The organism is Janthinobacterium sp. JC611 (assembly GCF_018682595.1).
In the GTDB taxonomy this organism is placed as follows: Bacteria; Pseudomonadota; Gammaproteobacteria; order Burkholderiales; family Burkholderiaceae_D; genus Janthinobacterium.
On sequence record NZ_JAFLJN010000017.1, the window covers coordinates 21,691 to 41,279 of the forward strand.

The following is a 19,589-nucleotide window of genomic DNA, read 5'->3' on the forward strand; positions in this document are numbered from 1 at the left end:
GCTTGGAGAAGCGGTATTATCGCATCCAATCGTCGCCATTTCATTGATTCCGGTGCCGCTTTGCAGCATTTGCCACGCACAGCGATGACTTTCGTTGTGCCTGCCCTTCCATTATGATGATGCACGCCGCCGCGCGCCCTGACCCTGCCTGGCGGCCCTTGATCCCCTCACTATACGGAGCCCGCATGACCTCGACCGCATCCAGCACCCCTTATGGCACCTGGCCATCGCCGATCAGCGCGGCCATCGTCGCCGCCGGCGCCTCGCCGCTGACGCAGCTGGCCCTGGGCGGTGCGGATGGGAACGACGTGTACTGGCTGGCCGGGCGCGCCAGCGAGGCGGGCCGCAACACCCTGCTGCGCCAGCGCGGCGCGCGCATCGATGAACTGACGCCAGCGCCCTTCAATGTACGTACCCGCGTGCATGAGTACGGCGGCGGCGCGTATGCCGTCGCCGGCGATACCGTCTACTTTTCGCATTTCGCCGACAATTGCCTGTACCGCGTGAGCGGCGACGGCGCGCCCGCAGCGTTCACCACGGGCGGCAACACGCGCCATGCGGATTTCGTCGTCGATGCGGCCCGTTCGCGCCTGATCGCCGTGCGCGAACAGCATCCGGACGCAGGCCATGCGCAGCCGGAAAACAGCCTGACCGCCGTCGGCTTCGACGGGCGCGAAACGGTGCTGGCGCGCGGCCACGATTTTTATGCGGCGCCACGCCTGTCGCCGGACGGCAGCCAGCTGGCCTGGATCAGCTGGGACCACCCGCGCCTGCCGTGGCAAGGCACGGAACTGTGGCTGGCCGACGTGCATCCCGACGGCAGCCTGGGTTCGCCGCGCCTGATCGCCGGCGGCGCGCGCGAGTCGATTTGCCAGCCGGAATGGTCGCCGAACGGCTTGCTGCACTTCGTTTCCGACAGCAGCGGCTGGTGGAATCTGTACCGCCTGCATGGCGCCGACATCGAGGCGCTGTGCCCGATGGAAGCGGAATTTGCCACGCCGCACTGGACCTTCGGCGGCAGCATGTACGGCTTTCTTTCCGACGACGAGATCGTCTGCACGTACATCCAGGCCGGCATCAGCTACCTGGCGCAGCTGAGCGTGGCGGCGGCCAAGCTCGAGCCAATTCCCCACCCGTACCAGGAAATCCGCGAACTGCGCGTGGGGCCCGGCTTCGTCGCGCTGCTGGGCGGCAGCCCCACCATCGCGCTGGAACTGGCGCGCATCGACTTGGCTAACCATGAGCTCGAAGTACTGGCGCAGTCGATCGCGCACTTGCCCGCGCTCGATTATCTGTCCGTGCCGCGCAGCTTGAGTTTTACCAGCAACAACGGCCGCACGGCCCACGCCTTCTTTTACGCGCCCACGAATGGCGACGTGCAGGCGCCGGCGGGAACGTTACCGCCCGTCATCGTCATCAGCCATGGCGGCCCCACCAGCATGGCCAGCAATACCTTGAAACTGGCGACGCAATACTGGACCAGCCGCGGCATCGGCGTGCTCGACGTCAACTATGGCGGCAGCAGCGGTTTCGGCCGCGAATACCGCGACGCGCTGCGCGGCCAATGGGGCATCGTCGACGTGGAAGACTGCATCGCCGGCGCGCGCTACCTGGCCGCCAACGGCCTGGCCGACCCCGAGCGCCTGATCATCCGCGGCGGCAGCGCGGGCGGCCTGACGACCCTGTGCGCCTTGACCTTCCACGACGTCTTCAAGGCGGGCGCCAGCTACTATGGCGTGTCCGACCTGAAGGGCCTGGACGACGATTCGCACAAGTTCGAATCGCGCTACACCGATTACCTGATCGCTTCGCAGCCGCAAGCCGAGGCGCTGTACCGCGAGCGCTCGCCCATCCACCACACGGATAAATTGTCGCGCCCGATGATCTTCTTCCAGGGCCTCGACGACAAGGTGGTGCCACCGCAGCAGTCGCAGCTGATGGTCGACGCCCTGCAGGCGCGCGGCGTGCCCGTCGCCTACGTCCCGCTCGAAGGCGAGGGCCACGGCTTCCGCAAGGCGGAAAACATCGCGCGCACCCTGGAGGCGGAACTGTATTTCTACCAGCGCGTGTTCGGCCTGCCCGTGGCGGCCGGCGATGCGCCCGTGCAGATCGCCAACTTGCCCGCATGAGCGAATCGAATGCAGAGCAAGCGCTGCTGGACGAGTTCGCCGCACTGGAGCAGCACGAACGGATGATCCTGGCCCTGCTGGCGATCACGGGCGAACCGGTGGGCAAGCATGCCGTGTATGAACACTTGCAGCGCGCCAATGTCGTCGAGCCGGACGGCACGCCGTTCAGCTTGCTGGTGGTCACCAACATGCTGCAGCGGCTGACGCGCCTGGCGCTGGCGTCGGAAATCGTGGGACGCGGCTTTGCCTGCGAAGCGCGGCTGCGCTGGCCCGCCATGCGCGCCGCCATCGAGCACCTGGTGTTTCGCGACCTGTGCCAGGCCATCGAACTGATCAATCCCGTGCGCCGCAACTGGGATGGCTATGTGGAATTGCGCAGCTACCGGCAAGGCGTGGCGCGCCTGCGCATCGCCCTCTTGCGCAATGACGAGGTGCGCCACGTGGCCGCCATCCTGGCCGCCTGCATGGCCTGCTATGAAGCGCAGCAGCTGCATCCGCTGATCGAGATTTTCGGCCGCCCATTCGAGCCGGAGATGTTGTCTTTCGTCATGCCGCAACTGCAGGATGACATCCTCGCCGTGCTGCTGGGCAACGCCCCGCGCGAGCCGGCCACGGCGCACGCCATCCGCGCCTACGCGCGCGCCCACCACGCGCGCCAGGCGGCGGCCGGCGACCATATCGGCGCCGCCCTGCCGCTGGCCCTGGCCGAAGACGCCCTGCTGTGCGGCGAACTCGACACGGCCGCGCGCTACCTGGCAGGCCAGCAGGGGCCGCAGGTGCTGTTTATCGACAGCAGTATCGCCCTGTTGCGCGGTGAACATGCGCACGCCGTGGCGGGCTTCGAGACGGCCCTGAAAGGGCTGCGCAAGGAAGCGGGCAAGCGCAAGCTGTGCTTTACGGGCATCGGCGGCCACCTGTACGTGCTGGCCCTGCTTCGCGGCAACGACGCCAAGCTGCTGAAAAGCGCGGAAACCTACCTCGACATCGCCCTGCACGCGCAGCCGAACCACGACAGCATCGTCTACCATCAGCTCAACACCTTGCGCCTGGTGCGCGCCGGCGTGCAGCTGGCGGAAAGCATCCCCACGCGCAGCTGGGAAACGGCACTGCAGGCGCAGTTGTTCCAGGCCTTGCTGTACTACTGGCTGGCCCTGCCACAATTGAGCGAACGCAAGGATCAACTACGCCTGCTGGTGCAACAAGCCGATGCCGCCGGCTACGAGCTGATCGCCGCGCAGGCGGCCGGCTTGCTGGGCTTGATGGGCGAACCGCAGCAGGAGCGCTACGCCACCTCGAAGCGGGCGCGGCACGGCATGACGGACATGGCGCCGTGGTTCGAGCGCCAGGAAGCGTGGCAGCGCCAGCTGAGCGCCCTGATCAACCTGCAACAGAACGCGCCCGCCGAGGCGCAGGGCGGCGTCTCGCGCCTGGTGTGGCTGGTGGCGTTCGACCCGCGTTTCGGCTTGACGGCGGTGGAAGTGCGCGAGCAGAAACGCGACGCACGGGGCGGCTGGAGCAAGGGTCGCGCCATGGGCTTGAAGCGCCTGGCCGAAGAAGCGGGCGACATCGATTTCCTCACGCCGCAGGACGCGCGCGCGGCGGGCAGCATCGCGCCCTTTAAACAATATTATTCGTCGGCGCCGCGCTATGAAGTCGAGCTGGACAAGGCCGCCGTCTTGCTGGTGGGCCATCCGCTCGTCTTCTGGCTCGATCATCCCGACACGCGCGTGGAATTGATCGCCGGTGCGCCCGAGCTCCTCATCAAGTCGCACGAGGGGCAGCTGTGGCTGGGCATGCAGCCGCCCCTGCCCGACAACGGCAGCAATGTCGTGGTGCAGCGCGAGACGCCGACGCGCTTGCGCGTGGTGCACATCCTCGACGAGCACAGGCGCATCGGCGCCATCGTGGGCCTGGGCCTGTCCGTGCCCCTGCATGCGGAAAAACAGGTGCTGCAGGCGATCGGCGCCATCTCGTCCATGGTCACCGTGCAATCGGATATCGGCGGCGGCAGCGGCGACGCGGAAGCGATCACGGCCGACCACCGCCTGCACGTGCACCTGCTGCCCTACCAGCAGGGTCTCAAGATGCAGATTCTGGTGCGCCCCCTGCTTGACAATGGCGCCTATTACGCGCCGGGCAGCGGCGCCGAGAGCGTGTTTGCCGATGTGGCGGGCCGGGCCGTGCAAGCGCGGCGCGACTTGAACGCGGAACGCGAAGCGCAGCGCCAGCTCATTGGTCGCTGCCTGGTGCTGGAAGAGGCGGAAGAAGAGCATGGCGAGTGGCTGCTGGGCCAGCCTGCGCTGGGCTTGCAACTGCTGGTGGAGCTGCAGGCGCTGGAGCCGGACGGCATGGTGCTGGCCTGGCCCGAAGGCGAAACCATGCGCGTGTCGAAACGCATCGACAGCGGACAGATGCGCCTGAACATCAAGAGCGAGAAAGACTGGTTTGCCGCCAGCGGCGAAGTGCAGATCGATGAAGACAAGGTGATGGATTTGCGCGCCCTGCTCGATTTGATGCAGAACAATAAGAGCCGCTTCGTGGCCCTGGGCGACAACCAGTTCCTCGCGCTCAGCGACGAGTTGCACCGGCGCCTGTCGGAGCTGGCCGCATATGGCGAGGCGCATGCCGATGGCGTACACATCCACCCGCTGGCCGCCTTCGCGCTGGAAGAGCTGGCCAACGATGTGGGCGGCGTACAGGCCGACAAACTGTGGCGCGAACACTTGCTGCGCCTGCGCGCCCTCGATGACTATCAGCCGCAGCTGCCCAGCACCCTGCAGGCCGACTTGCGCGACTACCAGCTGGCTGGCTACCAGTGGCTGGCGCGCCTGGCGCACTGGGGCGTGGGCGCCTGCCTGGCCGACGACATGGGACTCGGCAAGACCTTGCAGGCGCTGGCGCTGATCCTGGCGCGCGCGCCGAACGGCCCCACCCTGGTGGTGGCCCCCACGTCCGTGTGCATGAACTGGATCAGCGAAGCGACGCGCTTCGCGCCCACCTTGAACGTCAAACTGTTCGGCGGCGGCGACCGCGCCGACATGCTGGACACCTTGCAGCCGTTCGACGTGGTGGTGGCCAGCTACGGCTTGCTGCAGCAGGAAGCGGCGCTGTTTGCCGGCGTGCGCTGGCATACGATCGTGCTCGACGAAGCGCAGGCGATCAAGAATGGCGCCACCAAGCGCTCGCAAGCCGTGATGGCGCTGCAGGGCGACTTCCGCATGGTGGCCAGCGGCACGCCGCTGGAAAATCACTTGGGCGAATTATGGAATTTGTTCCGCTTCATCAACCCCGGTTTGCTGGGCACCCTCGACCAGTTTAATTTGCGCTTCGCCGGCCCCATTGAGAAAGATCAAGACAAGCGGGCGGCAGCCGGTGCGCGCCTGCGCTTGCGCCGCCTGATCGCGCCATTCATCCTGCGCCGCACGAAGACGCAAGTGCTGTCGGAATTGCCGTCGCGCACGGAAATCGTGCTGGAAGTGGCATTGTCGCCGCAGGAAACGGCGCTGTACGAATCCTTGCGCCGCGAGGCGCTGGAAAAGCTGGCCATGGTGGAAGGGCCGGCGTCAAAAAAGGCCATCCAGATCCTGGCGGAAATCATGAAGCTGCGCCGCGCCTGCTGCAATCCGCAGCTGGTGGCGCCCGAGCTGGGCCTGGCCAGCAGCAAGCTGGCGGCCTTCGCGGAGCTGTTGTCGGGCTTGCTGGAAAACCGCCACAAGGTGCTCGTCTTCAGCCAGTTCGTCGACCACTTGACCCTGATCCGCCAGCACCTGGAGCAGCATGGCGTGGGCTACCAGTATCTCGACGGCAGCACCCCCATGCAGGAGCGCAAGCGCCGCGTGGATGCCTTCCAGGCGGGCGACGGCGATGTCTTCCTGATCAGCCTGAAGGCGGGCGGCATGGGCATCAACCTGACGGCGGCCGACTACGTGATCCACATGGACCCGTGGTGGAATCCGGCCGTGGAAGACCAGGCCTCGGACCGCGCCCACCGCATGGGGCAATTGCGCCCCGTCACCATTTACCGGCTGGTGGCGCAACATACGATCGAGGAAGGCATCGTCGAATTGCATCAGCACAAGCGCGACCTGGCCGACAGTTTATTGGAAGGCAGCGACGCGGCCGCGCGCATGTCGGCCAATGACATGCTGGGCATGCTGCAGGAGGGCTTGAAGCGATGAGATTGAAGAAATAAGCGGCGCCGCCGCGTTCCATGCGATGATCCTTTTTCCCAGTTTCTCTCCCACGCCATGACCGACTATATCGCCACCAGCGCCGGCCAGCGCGCCACCTTTTTGTGCGGCAAATCCTGGACCGCCTACGTCAGCACCTTCCTCATCGCCGTGCTGCTGTTTTTTGCCGCCCTGCCGCTGGCCTTCAAGTACAACGCGCGCGCCGCTTTCGTCGTGCTGATCGGCTCGGCCCTGATCGTCGGCTACCGCCTGCTGACGATACGCAGCTATCAGCTGTACATTGATGAGGCGGGCGTGTGGCTGGCGTCCGGTATCTTGCCGTGGAAAAAGAAACTGACGGGCGTCAAATGGCGCGACATGGATGAAGCCGTCTATGAAACGAACTTCTGGAGCTGGCTGTTCCAGTCCTACACGGTCAGAGTCAGCCAGCGCTACACGCAGGACATCGACATCCACGCCACCGGCATGGCGCGCGGCAAGGATGCCGTGGCGGCCATCAATGCGCGCCACCAGGAACTGCTGCACGGCAGCGCCATCGTCGTCTAGCGCCGCGCGCGCCCGGCGCAAAAAACTGCGCAGCGGCGGCAATTGATGCTAATCTTTGGGCCGCCCAGGCATGCAAGGCCAACCTTTCAATAGTTGTTTGTTACCTATATTATCAGTTTATTATTTTCTGATGAGGGCAAACAACAAAATATTCAAGAGATAAACTATGCTGATAAAAAATAAAGTTGCGCTCGCCGCATTGATGATGGCCTTTACCCTGACACCGGCCAGCGCCGCCAAGAAGCCGCAGAAGCAAGGCAAGGCAACGAGCAGCAGCAGCAAGAAAAAAACCGTCGCCAGGAAGGCGGCCGTCGTCAGCGCCGCCACGGCAGCCACGGTGGCCGCCGTCGCCAGCGAGAACAGCAGCGACCGCTCCATGAATAACCTCAGCGGCCAGTTCCTCACGGCCCTGTGGCGCCTGGACCCGGAAAGCGCGATTTCGGTCGGCAAGTACGATGGCGCCGCCAACCTGAGCATTCCCGACGCGGCCAGCCGCCAGAAGCAACTGGCCTTCATCGAAGAATGGCTGGGCAAGTTCGGCAAGCTGAATGCCGGCAAAATGTCGGACAAGCAACGCACCGACCTGGCCTTGCTGACGAATAAACTGCAATCGGACCGCTGGTATCTGACCACCTTCCGCGAATTCGAATGGAATCCCGCCCAGTACAACGTGGCCGGTTCCATCGACTTCATCCTGAACACGGAATACGCGGCCCAGCCGCAGCGCCTGCGCACCTTGCTCAAGCGCATCGCCACCGTGCCGCAATACTATGCGGCCGCGCGCGCCAGCATCGTCAACCCCACGCGCGAACACACGCAACTGGCCATCGCCCAGAGCGCCGGCGTGCTCAGCGTGCTTGACGACCTGAACAAGACGGCACAGGGTTCCATCCTGACGCCGGCGGAAAAGCAGCTGTACAACGCGCGCATCGCCGCGGCCCGCACGGCCGTGCAAGGCTATGCGGCCTGGCTGACGGAACAGGATGCCGCGCTGGCGCAGCACGGCAATGCGCGCTCCTTCCGCATCGGCAAGGAGCTATATGAGCAAAAATTCGCCTACGATATCCAGGCCAGCGTGAGCGCCGAACAGATGTACCAGAAAGCCCTGGCGGCGCGCGAAAAGCTGCTCGAGCACATGGATAGCCTGTCCGACGAACTGTGGGTGAAAACCATGGGTGCCACGGCCAAGCCGGCGGACCGCACGGCGAAGATCGGCATGGTGATCGACAAGCTGTCCAGCAACCACGTGGCCCCTGCCGATTTCGTGCCGGAAATCCGCCGCCAGATTCCCGAGCTGCAGGAATGGGTGACCAGTCACAACCTGCTGACGATGGACCCGAAAAAGCCCCTGGTCGTGCGTGAAACGCCCGCCTACCAGCGCGGCGTGGCCGGCGCCAGCATCGAGGCGCCCGGTCCGTACCGCCCGCAGGACCGCACCTATTACAACGTGACGCCGCTCGATGGCGAAACGCCGGAACAGGCGGAAAGCAGCTTGCGCGAGTACAACCACTGGATCTTGCAGATCCTGAATATCCACGAAGCCATTCCCGGCCACTACACGCAGCTCGTGTACGCCAACAAGTCGCCGTCGCTGGTCAAGTCCATCTTCGGCAACGGCGCCATGATCGAAGGCTGGGCCGTGTATGGCGAGCGCATGATGCTCGAATCGGGCTATGGCAACAACGCGCCGGAAATGTGGCTAATGTATTCGAAGTGGAACTTGCGCAGCGTCACCAACACCATCCTCGACTACAGCGTGCACGTGCTGGGCATGACGGAAGCGCAGGCGCTGGACCTGCTGACGCGCCAAGCCTTCCAGACCAAGCGGGAAGCGACGGAAAAATGGCGCCGCGTGCAGCTGAGCTCGGTGCAACTGACCAGCTATTTCAGCGGCTACAGCGAAATCATGGACTTGCGCGAACAGCGCAAGCAAGCGCTGGGCAACAAATTCGTGCTGAAGGATTTCCATGAGCAATTCCTCAGCTACGGCAGCGCGCCCGTGAAAGTCATCAAGGAATTGATGAATTAACTGGCGCTCGCCGTCAGCTTGCAAAGGGCGCCGCGGCGCCCTTTTTGCATGCGTTTGCGCCACCGCAAACCACTGGCGCGCCTGTCCATTAAGCTCATGGGAAGGCAGGCGCCACCGCACTCCTCACTGGCAATTGCCGATTTTCCTGCTAGGCTGGATACAGGAGCGTCCATGCATATGCCCATCCAGTTCGACACCCTCGATTACGCCAAACGCCTCGCCTCGGCCGGCGTGCCCACCCAGCAGGCGGAAGCGCATGCGACGGCACTGGGTGAAGTACTGGGCTCCGCTGTGGTCGTGCATGGCGAACTGGCGGCGCTGGAGCGCAATGTGCTGGGGGAAATCAAGCTGGTGGCGCAAAAGGTCGACACCCAAGCGGGCGCCCTGGAGTTGAAGATCGGTGGGCTGGAACTCAGACTCGATACCCGGATCGATGCGTTGGAACTCAGACTCGATACGCGGATCGATGCGCTGGAGCACAAATTCAATACCAGGTTAGACGCATTGGAGCAGAAATTCGATGCCAAGTTAGAGGCATTGGAACAAAAATTCGATACCAAATTAGAGGCATTGGAGCAAAAACTCGATGCCCGTCTGGAACGCATGGACTTGCGCCATGGCGCCGACATGAAACACGTATACTGGATGATGAGCACCCTGATCCTGCTCAACCTGGGCATCCTCAGCAAACTGATGCTGCAGTAAGCACCCACTAACTTTCTTGGCGATAAAAAAGCCGCGGCTCCCGAGGGAGGCCAGCGGCTCGTATCGGCACGCGTTGCGGGCCGTCTAGGACGCTTCTTCCGGCGCCTGGGTGGCCCTGACGAAGATGGGCGCCACCAGCAGGCCCAGTTCGAATAGCAAACACATCGGGATGGCCAGCGAGAACTGGCTGACGACGTCCGGCGGCGTGACGATGGCGGCGATCACGAAGGCGCCGACGATGATGTAGGGACGCACTTCCTTGAGTTTCGCGATAGAAACAAGCCCCATGCGCACGAGGATCACCACCACCACCGGTACCTCGAAGGTGGCGCCAAAGGCCAGGCACATTGACATGACGAAATCGAGGTAGTTTTCGATATCGGGCGTCACGGCGATCGACGACGGCGAAAAGTCGCTGATGAAGTGGAACACGCGGCCAAACACAAAGAAATAGCAGAAGGCCACGCCGGCCATGAACAGCAGGGACGAGGAGATGACCAGCGGCGCGATCAGGCGTTTTTCATGCGTGTACAGGCCGGGGGCGATAAACGCCCACATCTGGTACAGCACCCAGGGCAAGGCGACGATGAAGGCGATCACCAGCGTCACTTTCATCGGCACCAGGAACGGCGAGATGACGCCGGTGGCGATCATTTTCGAGCCGGCCGGCAGCGAGGCGATCATCGGCGCGGCAATAAAATCGTAGATATGCGATGGCCCGGGCCAGTAAAACAGGATGGCGCAGACGACGGCGATGCCGATCGAGGCTTTCACCAGGCGGTTGCGCAGCTCGACCAGATGCGAGATAAAAGTTTCTTCCACCGGGGATTTGCTACTCATGAGTAAAAGGAGGAGGAACTGGCGCGCGGACGGAAGCGCGCCACGCGGGCGGCCGCCGACTGCACGTGCAGCTTGCCGCCATGGCGCTGCTTGTACCAGCCAGGGATGGCGGAATTGCGCACCAGCTTCTTGCGGCGGAATTCGCGCGCCTTGCGGGCCAGGTCATCGTTGGTGGCGCGCAGCATGGCTTCATGGGCATCGTGATGCCCTTCATACGAACTGGCATCGCCGCGCCAGGCGTTTTCCACCTCGGCCAGGTTGCCGGAGATCGAGTTTTCCACGCCATGCATGGATTTCTCCACGCTTTGCTTGACGGAATGAGCCGCATCCTGCACTTCCTTCTGCAGGTTTTTCAGCTCTTCCATCTCAATTTCGCGCGAGACTTCGGATTTCACCTGGTTCAGGTAGCGTTGCGCGCGGCCATACAGGGTACCGGCCATGCGCGCCACTCTCGGCAACTTTTCAGGGCCGATGACTATCAACGCAACCACGCCGATGATGGCGATTTTTGAGAGACCGAGATCGATCATAAGCGGACAAGGGCTGTTACCGGACGGGGCTAGCGCCCCGCCACGCTATCAGAACTTGCTTTTCTCTTTCGTCTCGACGTCGATGGTGCTTTTGTCGGCCACTTGCGATGGCGCGGCAGGAGGGGTATTGGCTGCTGGCGCGTCATCGTCGCCCTTGACGCCATCCTTGAAGCCTTTGACGGCCTTGCCGATATCACCGCCGATGTTGCCCAGTTTCTTGGTGCCGAAGACCAGCATCACAATGACCAGAACGATCACCCAGTGCCAAATACTCAATGAACCCATCACATTCTCCTTGCGGGACGGTGCCCGAATAGCGTCAACCAATGCCGGTAGTATACACGCGAACCCGGTGTACGGCGAAATCAGTGCTGGCCGCGCCAGGGGCGGGGTCCGCCGTACACATGCATGTGCAGGTGATACACCTCTTGCCCGCCGTTCGGGCCGCTGTTGATCATGGTCTTGAAGCCGCCGGCAGGCGTGCCATCGGCGTCATACGTGACGGCGCAGCCAAACTCGGCAGCAAGTTTCGGCGCCAGGCGCAGCAGCTTGCCCAGCATCTCCGTATGGCTGTCGTCGCAGTCGGACAGGGTCGCCACGTGCTGCTTCGGGATCAGCAGCAGATGCACGGGGGCGGCCGGGTTGATGTCCTTGAAGGCCAGCAAGTCGTCGTCTTCATACACGATGGACGAAGGAATTTGTTTTGCAGCAATCTTGCAGAAAATACAGTTATCCACGCACGCTCCAGTCAGTCAGTGTTGGTCTGTTTCGCCGGCGTCGCGCAATACATCCTTGCGCGCCGCCTTTTCTTCCAGGCCGGACAGGCCTTCGCGGCGCGCCAGCTCGTCGAGTACCTGCTGCGGCGTCAGGTCGAACTGCGCCAGCATCACCAGCGAGTGGAACCACAGGTCGGCGCATTCGTACAGGACCTTCGACGGGTCGTTGTCGCGCCGCGCATCCTTGGCGGCCATCACCGTTTCCGTCGCCTCTTCGCCGATTTTTTTCAGGATGGCGTCATCGCCCTTGGCAAACAGGCGCGCGACATACGAGGTGGCGGGGTCGCCGCCATTGGCCAGCTTGCGCGATTCGATCACGGCGGCCAGGCGTTTCAAGGTTTCACTCATTTGCTCTTGCTTTCCGCGTAAATCGTCTCAGGGTCTTTCAGGACCGGGTCGGTGACTTGCCATTCGCCCGTTTTTTCGTCGCCTTCGAATTTCTGGAAGAAGCACGAGTGACGGCCCGTATGGCAGGCGATGCCGCCGGCTTGTTCGATTTTCAGCAAGACCACGTCTTCGTCGCAATCGAGGCGGATTTCCAGCACCTTTTGCGTGTGGCCCGATTCTTCGCCCTTGTGCCACAGTTTCTTGCGCGACCGGCTCCAGTACACGGCTTCGCCCAGCTCCACCGTGCGCGCCAGCGCGTCGCGGTTCATCCAGGCGAACATCAGCACGTCATTGCTGCCCGCTTCCTGCGCGATCACGGGCACCAGGCCGTGCTCGTCCCACTTGACCTTCTTCAGCCACTTGGCGTTGCTTGCTACGATGGTTCCATTTTGCATGTTCTTCTATCCTGCCTGTATTGACTGCTGATCTTTACGCCAGGCGCATGGGTATGCCCTGCTGCGCCATGAACCGCTTGGCTTCCTGCACCGTGTGCTGGCCGTAATGGAAGATGCTGGCGGCCAGCACGGCATCCGCGCGGCCCACCTTGATGCCGTCGACCAGGTCTTGCAAGCCGCCCACGCCGCCCGAGGCGATCACGGGAATGCTGACGGCATCGGACACGCCGCGCGTCAGGCCCAGGTCGAAACCCACCTTGGTGCCATCGCGGTCCATACTGGTGAGCAAGATTTCACCGGCCCCCAGGCTTTCCATTTTACGCGCCCATTCAAACGCGTCCAGGCCCGTGGCGGTGCGCCCGCCGTGGGTAAACACTTCCCACTTGCCGGGCGACACCTGCTTGGCGTCGATGGCCACGACGATGCATTGCGAGCCGTGCTTTTGCGATGCCTCGTACACCAGCTGGGGATTGGTCACGGCCGAGGTGTTGATGCTGACCTTGTCGGCGCCCGCGTTGAGCAGGCGGCGCACGTCTTCCACGACGCGCACGCCGCCGCCCACCGTCAGCGGGATGAATACTTGCGAGGCCACCGCTTCGATGATGTCGAAGATCAAACCGCGGTTGTCGCTCGAGGCGGTAATGTCGAGGAAAGTGATTTCATCGGCGCCCTGCTCGTCATAGCGGCGGGCGATTTCCACCGGGTCGCCGGCGTCGCGCAATTCCGTGAAATTGACGCCTTTGACGACGCGGCCATTGGTCACGTCGAGGCAGGGGATGATACGTTTTGCAAGCATGATGGTATCCAGATTGTCGCCAGGCCAGGCATGCGCGCGCACGCCCGGGCCGGGCAGGCTTAAACGGCGGCGTCGGTCAGTTCGTCGGCGCGTTCCTGCGCCTGCGCCAGGTCGATCGTGCCTTCATAGATGGAACGGCCGCAGATCACGCCTTCGATGCCTTCGGCCTGGACGGCGCACAGCGCTTCCACGTCGCCGATATTGTGCAGGCCGCCAGAGGCAATGACGGGGATCTTGACGGCTTGCGCCAGCTTGACGGTGGCCTCGATATTGATGCCGCCCATCATGCCGTCGCGGCCGATGTCCGTGTAGATGATCGATTCGACGCCGTAGGCTTCGAATTTTTTCGCCAGGTCAATCACCTCATGGCCCGACATCTTGCTCCAGCCATCCGTTGCCACCTTGCCATCCTTGGCATCGAGGCCGACGATGATGTGACCCGGGAAGGCGCCGCAGGCGTCGTGCAGGAAGCCGGGGCTTTTCACGGCCGCCGTGCCGATGATGATGTAGCTGATGCCGGCGTCGAGGTAGCGCTCGATGGTGTCGAGGTCGCGGATGCCGCCGCCCAGCTGCACGGGGATTTCCTCGATGTCATTTTCCACGGCGAAATCCTGCACGGCCTTCAGGATGGCCTTGACGGCGCCTTCGTTCTTCGGCTTGCCGGCAAAGGCGCCGTTCAGGTCGACCAGGTGCAGCCGGCGCGCGCCTTGCATCAGCCAATGGCGGGCCATCTCGGCCGGGTCTTCGGAAAATACGGTGGCAAGTTCCATATCGCCTTGTTTCAGGCGTACGCAGTGACCGTCTTTCAGGTCGATGGCGGGAATAAGCAGCATGGTCAGTGTGGTGTCAGAGTAAGTGAAGAGCGAAGCCGGAAAGGCCACGAAGGTACATCAAAAGGTACGTCAGGGTTGCCAGTGAACGAAGTTCTTGTACAGCTGCAAGCCAGCGGCAGCACTTTTTTCAGGGTGAAACTGTGTCGCGAAAATATTATCACGGGCGACGGCGCAAGCGAACGGTGCGCCATAGACAGTCTCGCCCACCGTGTGCGCCGCCTCTTGAGGTTGAGCAAAATAGCTGTGCACAAAGTAAAAATACGCATGGTCGGCGATGCCATCCCACATGGCATGGGACGCCGTTTGGCGCACTTGGTTCCAGCCCATTTGCGGCACCTTGAAGCGCGAACCGTCTTCCTGCACCTGGCCGTCGAGCTGGAAGCGCACGACTTTGCCTGGCAGCAAGCCCAGACCGGCCGCGTCGCCCTCTTCGCTGCCGTCGAACAGCATTTGCTCGCCGATGCACACGCCCAGCACGGGCTTGCTGTCGGCGGCGCGCAACAGCGCTTCGAGCACGCCCGATTCGCGCAGGCTGCGCATGCAATCGGGCATGGCGCCCTGGCCCGGCAAGACGATGCGGTCGGCGCTGTCGATGTCGGCAGCGAGGCCGGAAATGCGCACGTCGGCTTCCGGCGCCACGGCGCGCAGCGCTTGCGCCACCGAGCGCAAATTGCCCATGCCGTAATCCACCACCACAATTTTATTCATGTTTGATCCCGGAATCTACAGTATAGCGAGAGCGGCGCTTACAGGCTGCCCTTGGTCGATGGAATGATGCCGGCCGCACGCTCGTCGAGCTCGGCAGCCATGCGCAGCGCGCGGCCGAAGGCCTTGAACACGGTTTCGCACTGATGGTGGGCATTCGTGCCGCGCAAGTTGTCGATATGCAATGTCACGCCCGCGTGATTGACGAAGCCGCGGAAAAATTCCAGCGTCAGGTCGACATCGAAGCCGGCGATCATGGCGCGCGTAAACGGGATATGGTATTCGATGCCCGGGCGGCCCGAGAAATCGAGCACCACGCGCGACAGCGCCTCGTCCAGCGGCACATACGCATGGCCATAGCGGCGGATGCCCTTCTTGTCGCCGATGGCCTTGGCCACGGCCATGCCCAGGGTGATGCCCACGTCTTCCACCGTATGGTGGTTGTCGATATGCACGTCGCCCGTCGCTTCGATATCCAGGTCGATCAAGCCGTGGCGGGCGATCTGGTCCAGCATATGGTCGAGGAAGGGCACGCCGGTGTTCAGCTTTTGCTGGCCCGTGCCATCCAGATTGAGGGCGACGCGAACTTGCGTCTCATTGGTGTTGCGCGTGATTTCTGCGGTGCGGTTCATGGGAGGCTCTGGCGATAGGCTAAACGAGGGATGCCTGGAAGGCATCGTAAAAAAGGGAATTTTCTTCCGGGGTGCTGACGCTGATGCGCAGGCAATTGGCCAGCGCAGCATGCATTTTACTCATATTTTTAATTAAAACCCTGCGGGCAAGCAGTTTTGCGCAAACATCGTCGGAATCGGCCACACGAATCAGAAGAAAATTTGCCTTCGACGGAAACACGGTCACGCCGGGCAGCTCCGCCAAGCGCCGCGCCAGGTCGTCGCGCGCGCTGTTGAGCAAGGCCGCCTGCGCATTGAGCACGTCGAGGTGCTCGAGCGCGAATTCGGCCGCCGCCTGCGTCAGCACATTCACATTGTAGGGCGGACGCACTTTCTCGAATTGCGCCAGCAGGGCCGGCGCGGCCGACATGTAGCCGAGGCGGATGCCGGCCAGGCCCAGTTTCGACACGGTGCGCATCACCACCAGGTTCTCGAACTCGGGCAGGCGGCCCATGAAACTGTGCTGCGCGAATGGCTCGTACGCTTCGTCGACGACGGCGATGCCGGAGTCGCCCAGGGCGGCCAGGATGCGTTCGATGTCGGCGCCGGCAAACAGGTTGCCCGTCGGGTTGTTCGGATACGCGAGGAAGACCAGTGCCGGGCGGTGCGCTTCGATGGCCGCCAGCATGGCCGGCATGTCCAGGCTGAAGTCGGCCTGCAAGGGCACGCCGACGAAATCCATGCCGGCGAACTGCGCCGAGCGCGCATACATGACGAAGGCCGGCACGGGCGCCAGCAGCACGGCGCGCTTGCCCGGCTCCTGGCGGGCGCAAGCCATGGCCAGGATGGAAATGAGTTCATCGGAACCGTTGCCCAGCATGACGTCGTAGCCGGCGGGCACGCCCAGCTTGGCGCATATGGCTTGTTGCAGGCTGGCGTAGGACGGCGGGTAGCGGTTCAGCGCCACGCCGGCCAGGCGCGCGCCCAGTTCCTCGCGCAGATGCGGCGGCAGCGGATACGGATTTTCCATCGCATCGAGTTTGACGTAGCCGCTGGCGTCGGCCACCTGATAGCTCTTGACGGCCCGCACGTCGGAGCGCACGGTGTTGCTGATTAACTGATCGAGGAAAGACATGCTGCAAACACTCCTGATGGAATTAAATGGAGACTAAATGACGACGTCTTCCGGCACGGCGGCGCTGCGCGCCTTGCGGGCCGGTGCTTTTTTCGCGGCGGGCGGCTTTTTCGCCGCCGCCGGCTTCTTGACGGCGGCCGGTTTCTTCGCTGCCGCCCTGGCGGGCTTGGTCGCGGCCGGTTCGGCCAGCTCCTGCGCGAGCGCCGTCAATCGCTGTTCGATGATGGCGCAGTAATCGGGGTTCAGTTCAAAGCCGACGAAAGCGCGCCCGCAGCGCTTCGCCGCCAGCGCCGTGGTGCCGCTGCCCATGAACAGGTCGAGCACCACGCCGCCGGGCGGGCACGAGGCCTTGACCATGCGCTCGATGATTTCGAGCGGCTTTTGCGTCGGGTGGTCGGCCCGTTCCGGGTGCTCCTTGTGCAGGCGCGACACGCTCCACAAGTCTTTCGGGTTGTAACCCACTTCCAGCCATTTGGCGCCGATGAAGATCGAGCGCGAACGGGCTTTCTTGGTGGCCGCGTCGTAGGCGATGCGCACCGCGTCAAGGTCGAAGTAGTAATCCTTGCGCTTGACGAAGAAGCCGATGGTGTCGTGCACCGATGAAAAGCTGCGCACGCTGCCGCCCATGGACGGCACGCGGCGGTCCCAGATGATTTCATTCATCATCGCCATGCGCTGTTTCAGCATGACGAAAATCTCCGGCGAATAGCGCCAGGTGAGGAAAATATACAGGCTGCCGTTGGCTTTCAGCTTGGGCAGCGCCGCATCGATCCACTGTTCCGTCCAGCGCAGGTAGTCGGCCACCGACTGCTGGTCCGAGGCATTGCCGTAATCCTTGCCCAGGTTGTACGGCGGATCCGTCAGGATCAGGTCCACCGAGCCATCGGGAATGCGCGCCAGCCCCGCCAGCGCATCTTCGCAATAGACCCGGTTGACCCAGTCCGGCTGCTCCGCCCTATTCGTCATGGCTGCGGCTTCAGACGCAGTTCGGCGCTGCGCGCGTGCGCCTGCAAGCCTTCGCCGTACGCCAGGGTGGCGGCGACACGGCCCAGGGTTTGCGCGCCCGCTTCGCTGACGTGGATGATGGACGAGCGCTTCTGGAAGTCGTACACGCCCAGCGGCGACGAAAAGCGCGCCGTGCGCGACGTCGGCAGCACGTGATTGGGACCGCAGCAATAGTCGCCCAGCGATTCGGACGAGAAGCGGCCCAGGAACATCGCGCCTGCGTGGCGGATCTGCTCGGCCCACTGCTGCGGATTCTCCGCCGATATTTCCAGGTGCTCCGCGGCGATGCTGTTGGCGATGTCGCACGCCTCGGCCATGTCGCGCACCTTGATCAGCGCGCCCCGGTCGGCCAGCGACGTGCTGATGGTGGCCTGGCGCGGCATCGTCGGCAGCAGCCTGGCGATGCTCTCCTCCACTTTGGCGATGTAAGCGGCGTCGGGGCACAGCAGGATGGCTTGCGCCAGCTCGTCGTGCTCGGCCTGCGAAAACAGGTCCATCGCGACCCAGTCGGGGTCCGTCGTGCCGTCGCACAGCACCAGGATCTCCGATGGTCCGGCGATCATGTCGATGCCGACGATGCCGAACACGCGGCGCTTGGCGGCGGCCACATAGGCGTTGCCGGGACCGACGATTTTATCGACGGCGGCGATCGTCTGCGTGCCGTAGGCCAGCGCGCCGACGGCTTGCGCGCCGCCGATGGTGATCACGCGCGTCACGCCGGCGATCGCGGCGGCGGCCAGCACCATCTGGTTTTTCACGCCGTCGGGCGTCGGCACCACCATGATGATTTCGCCCACGCCCGCCACATGCGCGGGGATGGCGTTCATCAGCACGGACGACGGATACGCCGCCTTGCCGCCCGGGACGTAGATGCCGACCCGGTCCAGCGGCGTGATCTTCTGCCCCAGCACCGTGCCATCGGGCTCGGTGTAGCTAAACCCGCGCAATTCCTCGCGCTGGCGTTCGTGGAAGGCGCGGATGCGCTGCGCGGCGATCTGCAGCGCCTCGCGCTGCGCCGACGGCAAGCCGTTCAGGGCCGCCAGTAATTCGGCTTGCGAAATATCGAAGGCCGCCATTTCCGCCGCGCCGCCATGCGGGATGCGGTCGAAACGGTTGGTGTATTCCAGTACGGCGGCGTCGCCGCGCGTTTTCACATCGGCCAGGATTTTCGCGACCGACGTTTCAATCGCCGCATCGGTGCCCGCCTCGAACGCCAGCAGCGTATCGAGCGATTGTTGGAAACCATCCTGGCTTGAATCGAGCTTGCGTATCTGTATCGGCATAATCGGCTTTCTGCTACTGAGTGTCTAGGCTTGCGAGGCGCGTTCAAACGCCTCGATAATCGGCTGCAAGCGCTCGCGCTTGAGCTTTAATGCCGCCTGGTTGACCACCAGGCGCGACGAAATTTCCATGATGTGTTCGACCTCGACGAGGTTGTTCGCGCGCAGGGTGCTGCCCGTGCTGACCAGGTCGACGATGGCGTCCGACAGGCCGACCAAAGGCGCCAGCTCCATCGAGCCATACAGCTTGATCAGGTCGACGTGCACGCCCTTGGCGGCGAAATGCTCGCGCGCCGTGTGCACGAACTTGGTGGCCACGCGCAAGCGCGCGCCCTGGTGCACGGCCTTTTCGTAATCGAAGCCGGCCTGCACCGCCACCGACATGCGGCAGGCGGCGATATTCAGGTCGATCGGCTGGTACAGGCCTTCGCCGCCGTGTTCGAGCAAGACATCCTTGCCCGCTACGCCGAAATCGGCCGCGCCGTACTGCACGTAGGTCGGCACGTCGCTGGCGCGCACGATGATGACGCGCACGTTCGGATCGTTGGTGGCCAAAATCAGCTTGCGCGAGGTTTCCGGGTTTTCCAGCACCTTGATGCCGGCCGCTTCCAGCAGCGGCATGGTGTCCTCGAAAATGCGGCCTTTCGACAGCGCCAGGATCAGCTGGGAGCTGTCACCGTTGTTCGATCCGTTCATG

General features: G+C 63.4%; 19 protein-coding genes. 5 read left to right on the forward strand and 14 right to left on the reverse strand.

The window, feature by feature from the left end; all coding sequences use genetic code 11:
• Positions 1-185 precede the first annotated feature (185 nt).
• From J0O65_RS12140 to J0O65_RS12160, 5 genes are all read left to right on the forward strand, one after another.
• The gene (locus tag J0O65_RS12140) at positions 186-2,129 is read left to right on the forward strand and encodes a dipeptidyl-peptidase 5 (RefSeq protein WP_215407080.1); all 1,944 of its coding nucleotides are present in this window, start codon (positions 186-188) and stop codon (positions 2,127-2,129) included.
• On the forward strand, positions 2,126-6,307 hold the full coding sequence (locus tag J0O65_RS12145; protein ID WP_215407082.1) for a DEAD/DEAH box helicase: 4,182 nt from the start codon (positions 2,126-2,128) through the stop codon (positions 6,305-6,307). Before J0O65_RS12140 ends, J0O65_RS12145 begins: the two co-directional genes overlap by 4 nt.
• Before the next feature lie 69 nt (positions 6,308-6,376).
• Positions 6,377-6,865 carry a hypothetical protein gene (locus J0O65_RS12150; protein WP_215407084.1) on the forward strand — a complete coding sequence of 163 codons (489 nt, stop codon included), beginning with the start codon at positions 6,377-6,379 and terminating at the stop codon, positions 6,863-6,865.
• Between the two features lie 169 nt (positions 6,866-7,034).
• On the forward strand, positions 7,035-8,894 hold the full coding sequence (locus J0O65_RS12155) for a DUF885 domain-containing protein (protein WP_215407154.1): 1,860 nt from the start codon (positions 7,035-7,037) through the stop codon (positions 8,892-8,894).
• Between the two features lie 171 nt (positions 8,895-9,065).
• Positions 9,066-9,599 (forward strand): apolipoprotein A1/A4/E family protein, encoded by a 534-nt coding sequence (locus J0O65_RS12160; protein ID WP_215407086.1) that lies wholly within the window; start codon positions 9,066-9,068, stop codon positions 9,597-9,599.
• 84 nt (positions 9,600-9,683) lie between these two features.
• Here J0O65_RS12160 and tatC read toward each other — a convergent pair whose 3' ends face one another.
• From tatC to hisG, 14 genes are all read right to left on the reverse strand, one after another.
• Positions 9,684-10,439, reverse strand: a complete 756-nt coding sequence (tatC, locus tag J0O65_RS12165) for a twin-arginine translocase subunit TatC (RefSeq protein ID WP_215407088.1) — start codon at positions 10,437-10,439, stop codon at positions 9,684-9,686.
• Positions 10,436-10,969, reverse strand: a complete 534-nt coding sequence (tatB, locus tag J0O65_RS12170) for a Sec-independent protein translocase protein TatB (RefSeq protein WP_099379216.1) — start codon at positions 10,967-10,969, stop codon at positions 10,436-10,438. The genes tatC and tatB overlap by 4 nt, the downstream gene beginning before the upstream one ends.
• 48 nt (positions 10,970-11,017) lie before the next feature.
• Positions 11,018-11,254 carry a Sec-independent protein translocase subunit TatA gene (gene tatA / locus J0O65_RS12175; RefSeq protein WP_071075001.1) on the reverse strand — a complete coding sequence of 79 codons (237 nt, stop codon included), beginning with the start codon at positions 11,252-11,254 and terminating at the stop codon, positions 11,018-11,020.
• 80 nt (positions 11,255-11,334) lie between these two features.
• The gene (locus J0O65_RS12180; RefSeq protein ID WP_215407090.1) at positions 11,335-11,706 is read right to left on the reverse strand and encodes a histidine triad nucleotide-binding protein; all 372 of its coding nucleotides are present in this window, start codon (positions 11,704-11,706) and stop codon (positions 11,335-11,337) included.
• 15 nt (positions 11,707-11,721) lie between these two features.
• A complete protein-coding gene (locus tag J0O65_RS12185; protein ID WP_215407092.1) occupies positions 11,722-12,093 on the reverse strand; it encodes a phosphoribosyl-ATP diphosphatase in 372 nt (123 codons plus the stop codon).
• On the reverse strand, positions 12,090-12,527 hold the full coding sequence (hisI, locus tag J0O65_RS12190) for a phosphoribosyl-AMP cyclohydrolase (protein WP_034753847.1): 438 nt from the start codon (positions 12,525-12,527) through the stop codon (positions 12,090-12,092). Before hisI ends, J0O65_RS12185 begins: the two co-directional genes overlap by 4 nt.
• Before the next feature lie 34 nt (positions 12,528-12,561).
• Positions 12,562-13,323 carry an imidazole glycerol phosphate synthase subunit HisF gene (hisF, locus tag J0O65_RS12195; RefSeq protein ID WP_034753845.1) on the reverse strand — a complete coding sequence of 254 codons (762 nt, stop codon included), beginning with the start codon at positions 13,321-13,323 and terminating at the stop codon, positions 12,562-12,564.
• A gap of 59 nt (positions 13,324-13,382) precedes the next feature.
• Positions 13,383-14,156 (reverse strand): 1-(5-phosphoribosyl)-5-[(5-phosphoribosylamino)methylideneamino]imidazole-4-carboxamide isomerase, encoded by a 774-nt coding sequence (gene hisA / locus J0O65_RS12200; protein ID WP_215407094.1) that lies wholly within the window; start codon positions 14,154-14,156, stop codon positions 13,383-13,385.
• A 69-nt stretch (positions 14,157-14,225) separates the two neighbouring features.
• Positions 14,226-14,864 (reverse strand): imidazole glycerol phosphate synthase subunit HisH, encoded by a 639-nt coding sequence (gene hisH, locus J0O65_RS12205; RefSeq protein WP_215407095.1) that lies wholly within the window; start codon positions 14,862-14,864, stop codon positions 14,226-14,228.
• Between the two features lie 38 nt (positions 14,865-14,902).
• Positions 14,903-15,493, reverse strand: coding sequence for an imidazoleglycerol-phosphate dehydratase HisB (hisB, locus tag J0O65_RS12210; RefSeq protein WP_010402123.1), 591 nt, complete (start codon positions 15,491-15,493; stop codon positions 14,903-14,905).
• 19 nt (positions 15,494-15,512) lie between these two features.
• Positions 15,513-16,607, reverse strand: coding sequence for a histidinol-phosphate transaminase (gene hisC / locus J0O65_RS12215; RefSeq protein ID WP_215407096.1), 1,095 nt, complete (start codon positions 16,605-16,607; stop codon positions 15,513-15,515).
• 33 nt (positions 16,608-16,640) lie between these two features.
• Positions 16,641-17,573 carry a DNA-methyltransferase gene (locus J0O65_RS12220; protein ID WP_215407097.1) on the reverse strand — a complete coding sequence of 311 codons (933 nt, stop codon included), beginning with the start codon at positions 17,571-17,573 and terminating at the stop codon, positions 16,641-16,643.
• Complete coding sequence (gene hisD / locus J0O65_RS12225) at positions 17,570-18,895, reverse strand: histidinol dehydrogenase (protein WP_215407098.1); 1,326 nt, start codon at positions 18,893-18,895, stop codon at positions 17,570-17,572. The genes J0O65_RS12220 and hisD overlap by 4 nt, the downstream gene beginning before the upstream one ends.
• Before the next feature lie 24 nt (positions 18,896-18,919).
• Positions 18,920-19,588 (reverse strand): ATP phosphoribosyltransferase, encoded by a 669-nt coding sequence (gene hisG, locus J0O65_RS12230; RefSeq protein WP_034753828.1) that lies wholly within the window; start codon positions 19,586-19,588, stop codon positions 18,920-18,922.
• Position 19,589 lies beyond the last annotated feature (1 nt).

Coding starts and splice junctions, on each gene's coding strand:
- hisF (WP_034753845.1), bottom strand. CDS start 13,323: ATGCTTGCAAAACGTATCATCCCCTGCCTCGACGTGACCAATGGCCGC.
- J0O65_RS12145 (WP_215407082.1), top strand. CDS start 2,126: ATGAGCGAATCGAATGCAGAGCAAGCGCTGCTGGACGAGTTCGCCGCA.
- hisG (WP_034753828.1), bottom strand. CDS start 19,588: ATGAACGGATCGAACAACGGTGACAGCTCCCAGCTGATCCTGGCGCTG.
- hisH (WP_215407095.1), bottom strand. CDS start 14,864: ATGAATAAAATTGTGGTGGTGGATTACGGCATGGGCAATTTGCGCTCG.
- hisI (WP_034753847.1), bottom strand. CDS start 12,527: ATGCAAAATGGAACCATCGTAGCAAGCAACGCCAAGTGGCTGAAGAAG.
- J0O65_RS12185 (WP_215407092.1), bottom strand. CDS start 12,093: ATGAGTGAAACCTTGAAACGCCTGGCCGCCGTGATCGAATCGCGCAAG.
- tatA (WP_071075001.1), bottom strand. CDS start 11,254: ATGGGTTCATTGAGTATTTGGCACTGGGTGATCGTTCTGGTCATTGTG.
- hisC (WP_215407096.1), bottom strand. CDS start 16,607: ATGTCTTTCCTCGATCAGTTAATCAGCAACACCGTGCGCTCCGACGTG.
- tatB (WP_099379216.1), bottom strand. CDS start 10,969: ATGATCGATCTCGGTCTCTCAAAAATCGCCATCATCGGCGTGGTTGCG.
- J0O65_RS12220 (WP_215407097.1), bottom strand. CDS start 17,573: ATGACGAATAGGGCGGAGCAGCCGGACTGGGTCAACCGGGTCTATTGC.
- tatC (WP_215407088.1), bottom strand. CDS start 10,439: ATGAGTAGCAAATCCCCGGTGGAAGAAACTTTTATCTCGCATCTGGTC.
- hisD (WP_215407098.1), bottom strand. CDS start 18,895: ATGCCGATACAGATACGCAAGCTCGATTCAAGCCAGGATGGTTTCCAA.
- hisA (WP_215407094.1), bottom strand. CDS start 14,156: ATGCTGCTTATTCCCGCCATCGACCTGAAAGACGGTCACTGCGTACGC.
- J0O65_RS12150 (WP_215407084.1), top strand. CDS start 6,377: ATGACCGACTATATCGCCACCAGCGCCGGCCAGCGCGCCACCTTTTTG.
- J0O65_RS12160 (WP_215407086.1), top strand. CDS start 9,066: ATGCATATGCCCATCCAGTTCGACACCCTCGATTACGCCAAACGCCTC.
- J0O65_RS12140 (WP_215407080.1), top strand. CDS start 186: ATGACCTCGACCGCATCCAGCACCCCTTATGGCACCTGGCCATCGCCG.
- hisB (WP_010402123.1), bottom strand. CDS start 15,493: ATGAACCGCACCGCAGAAATCACGCGCAACACCAATGAGACGCAAGTT.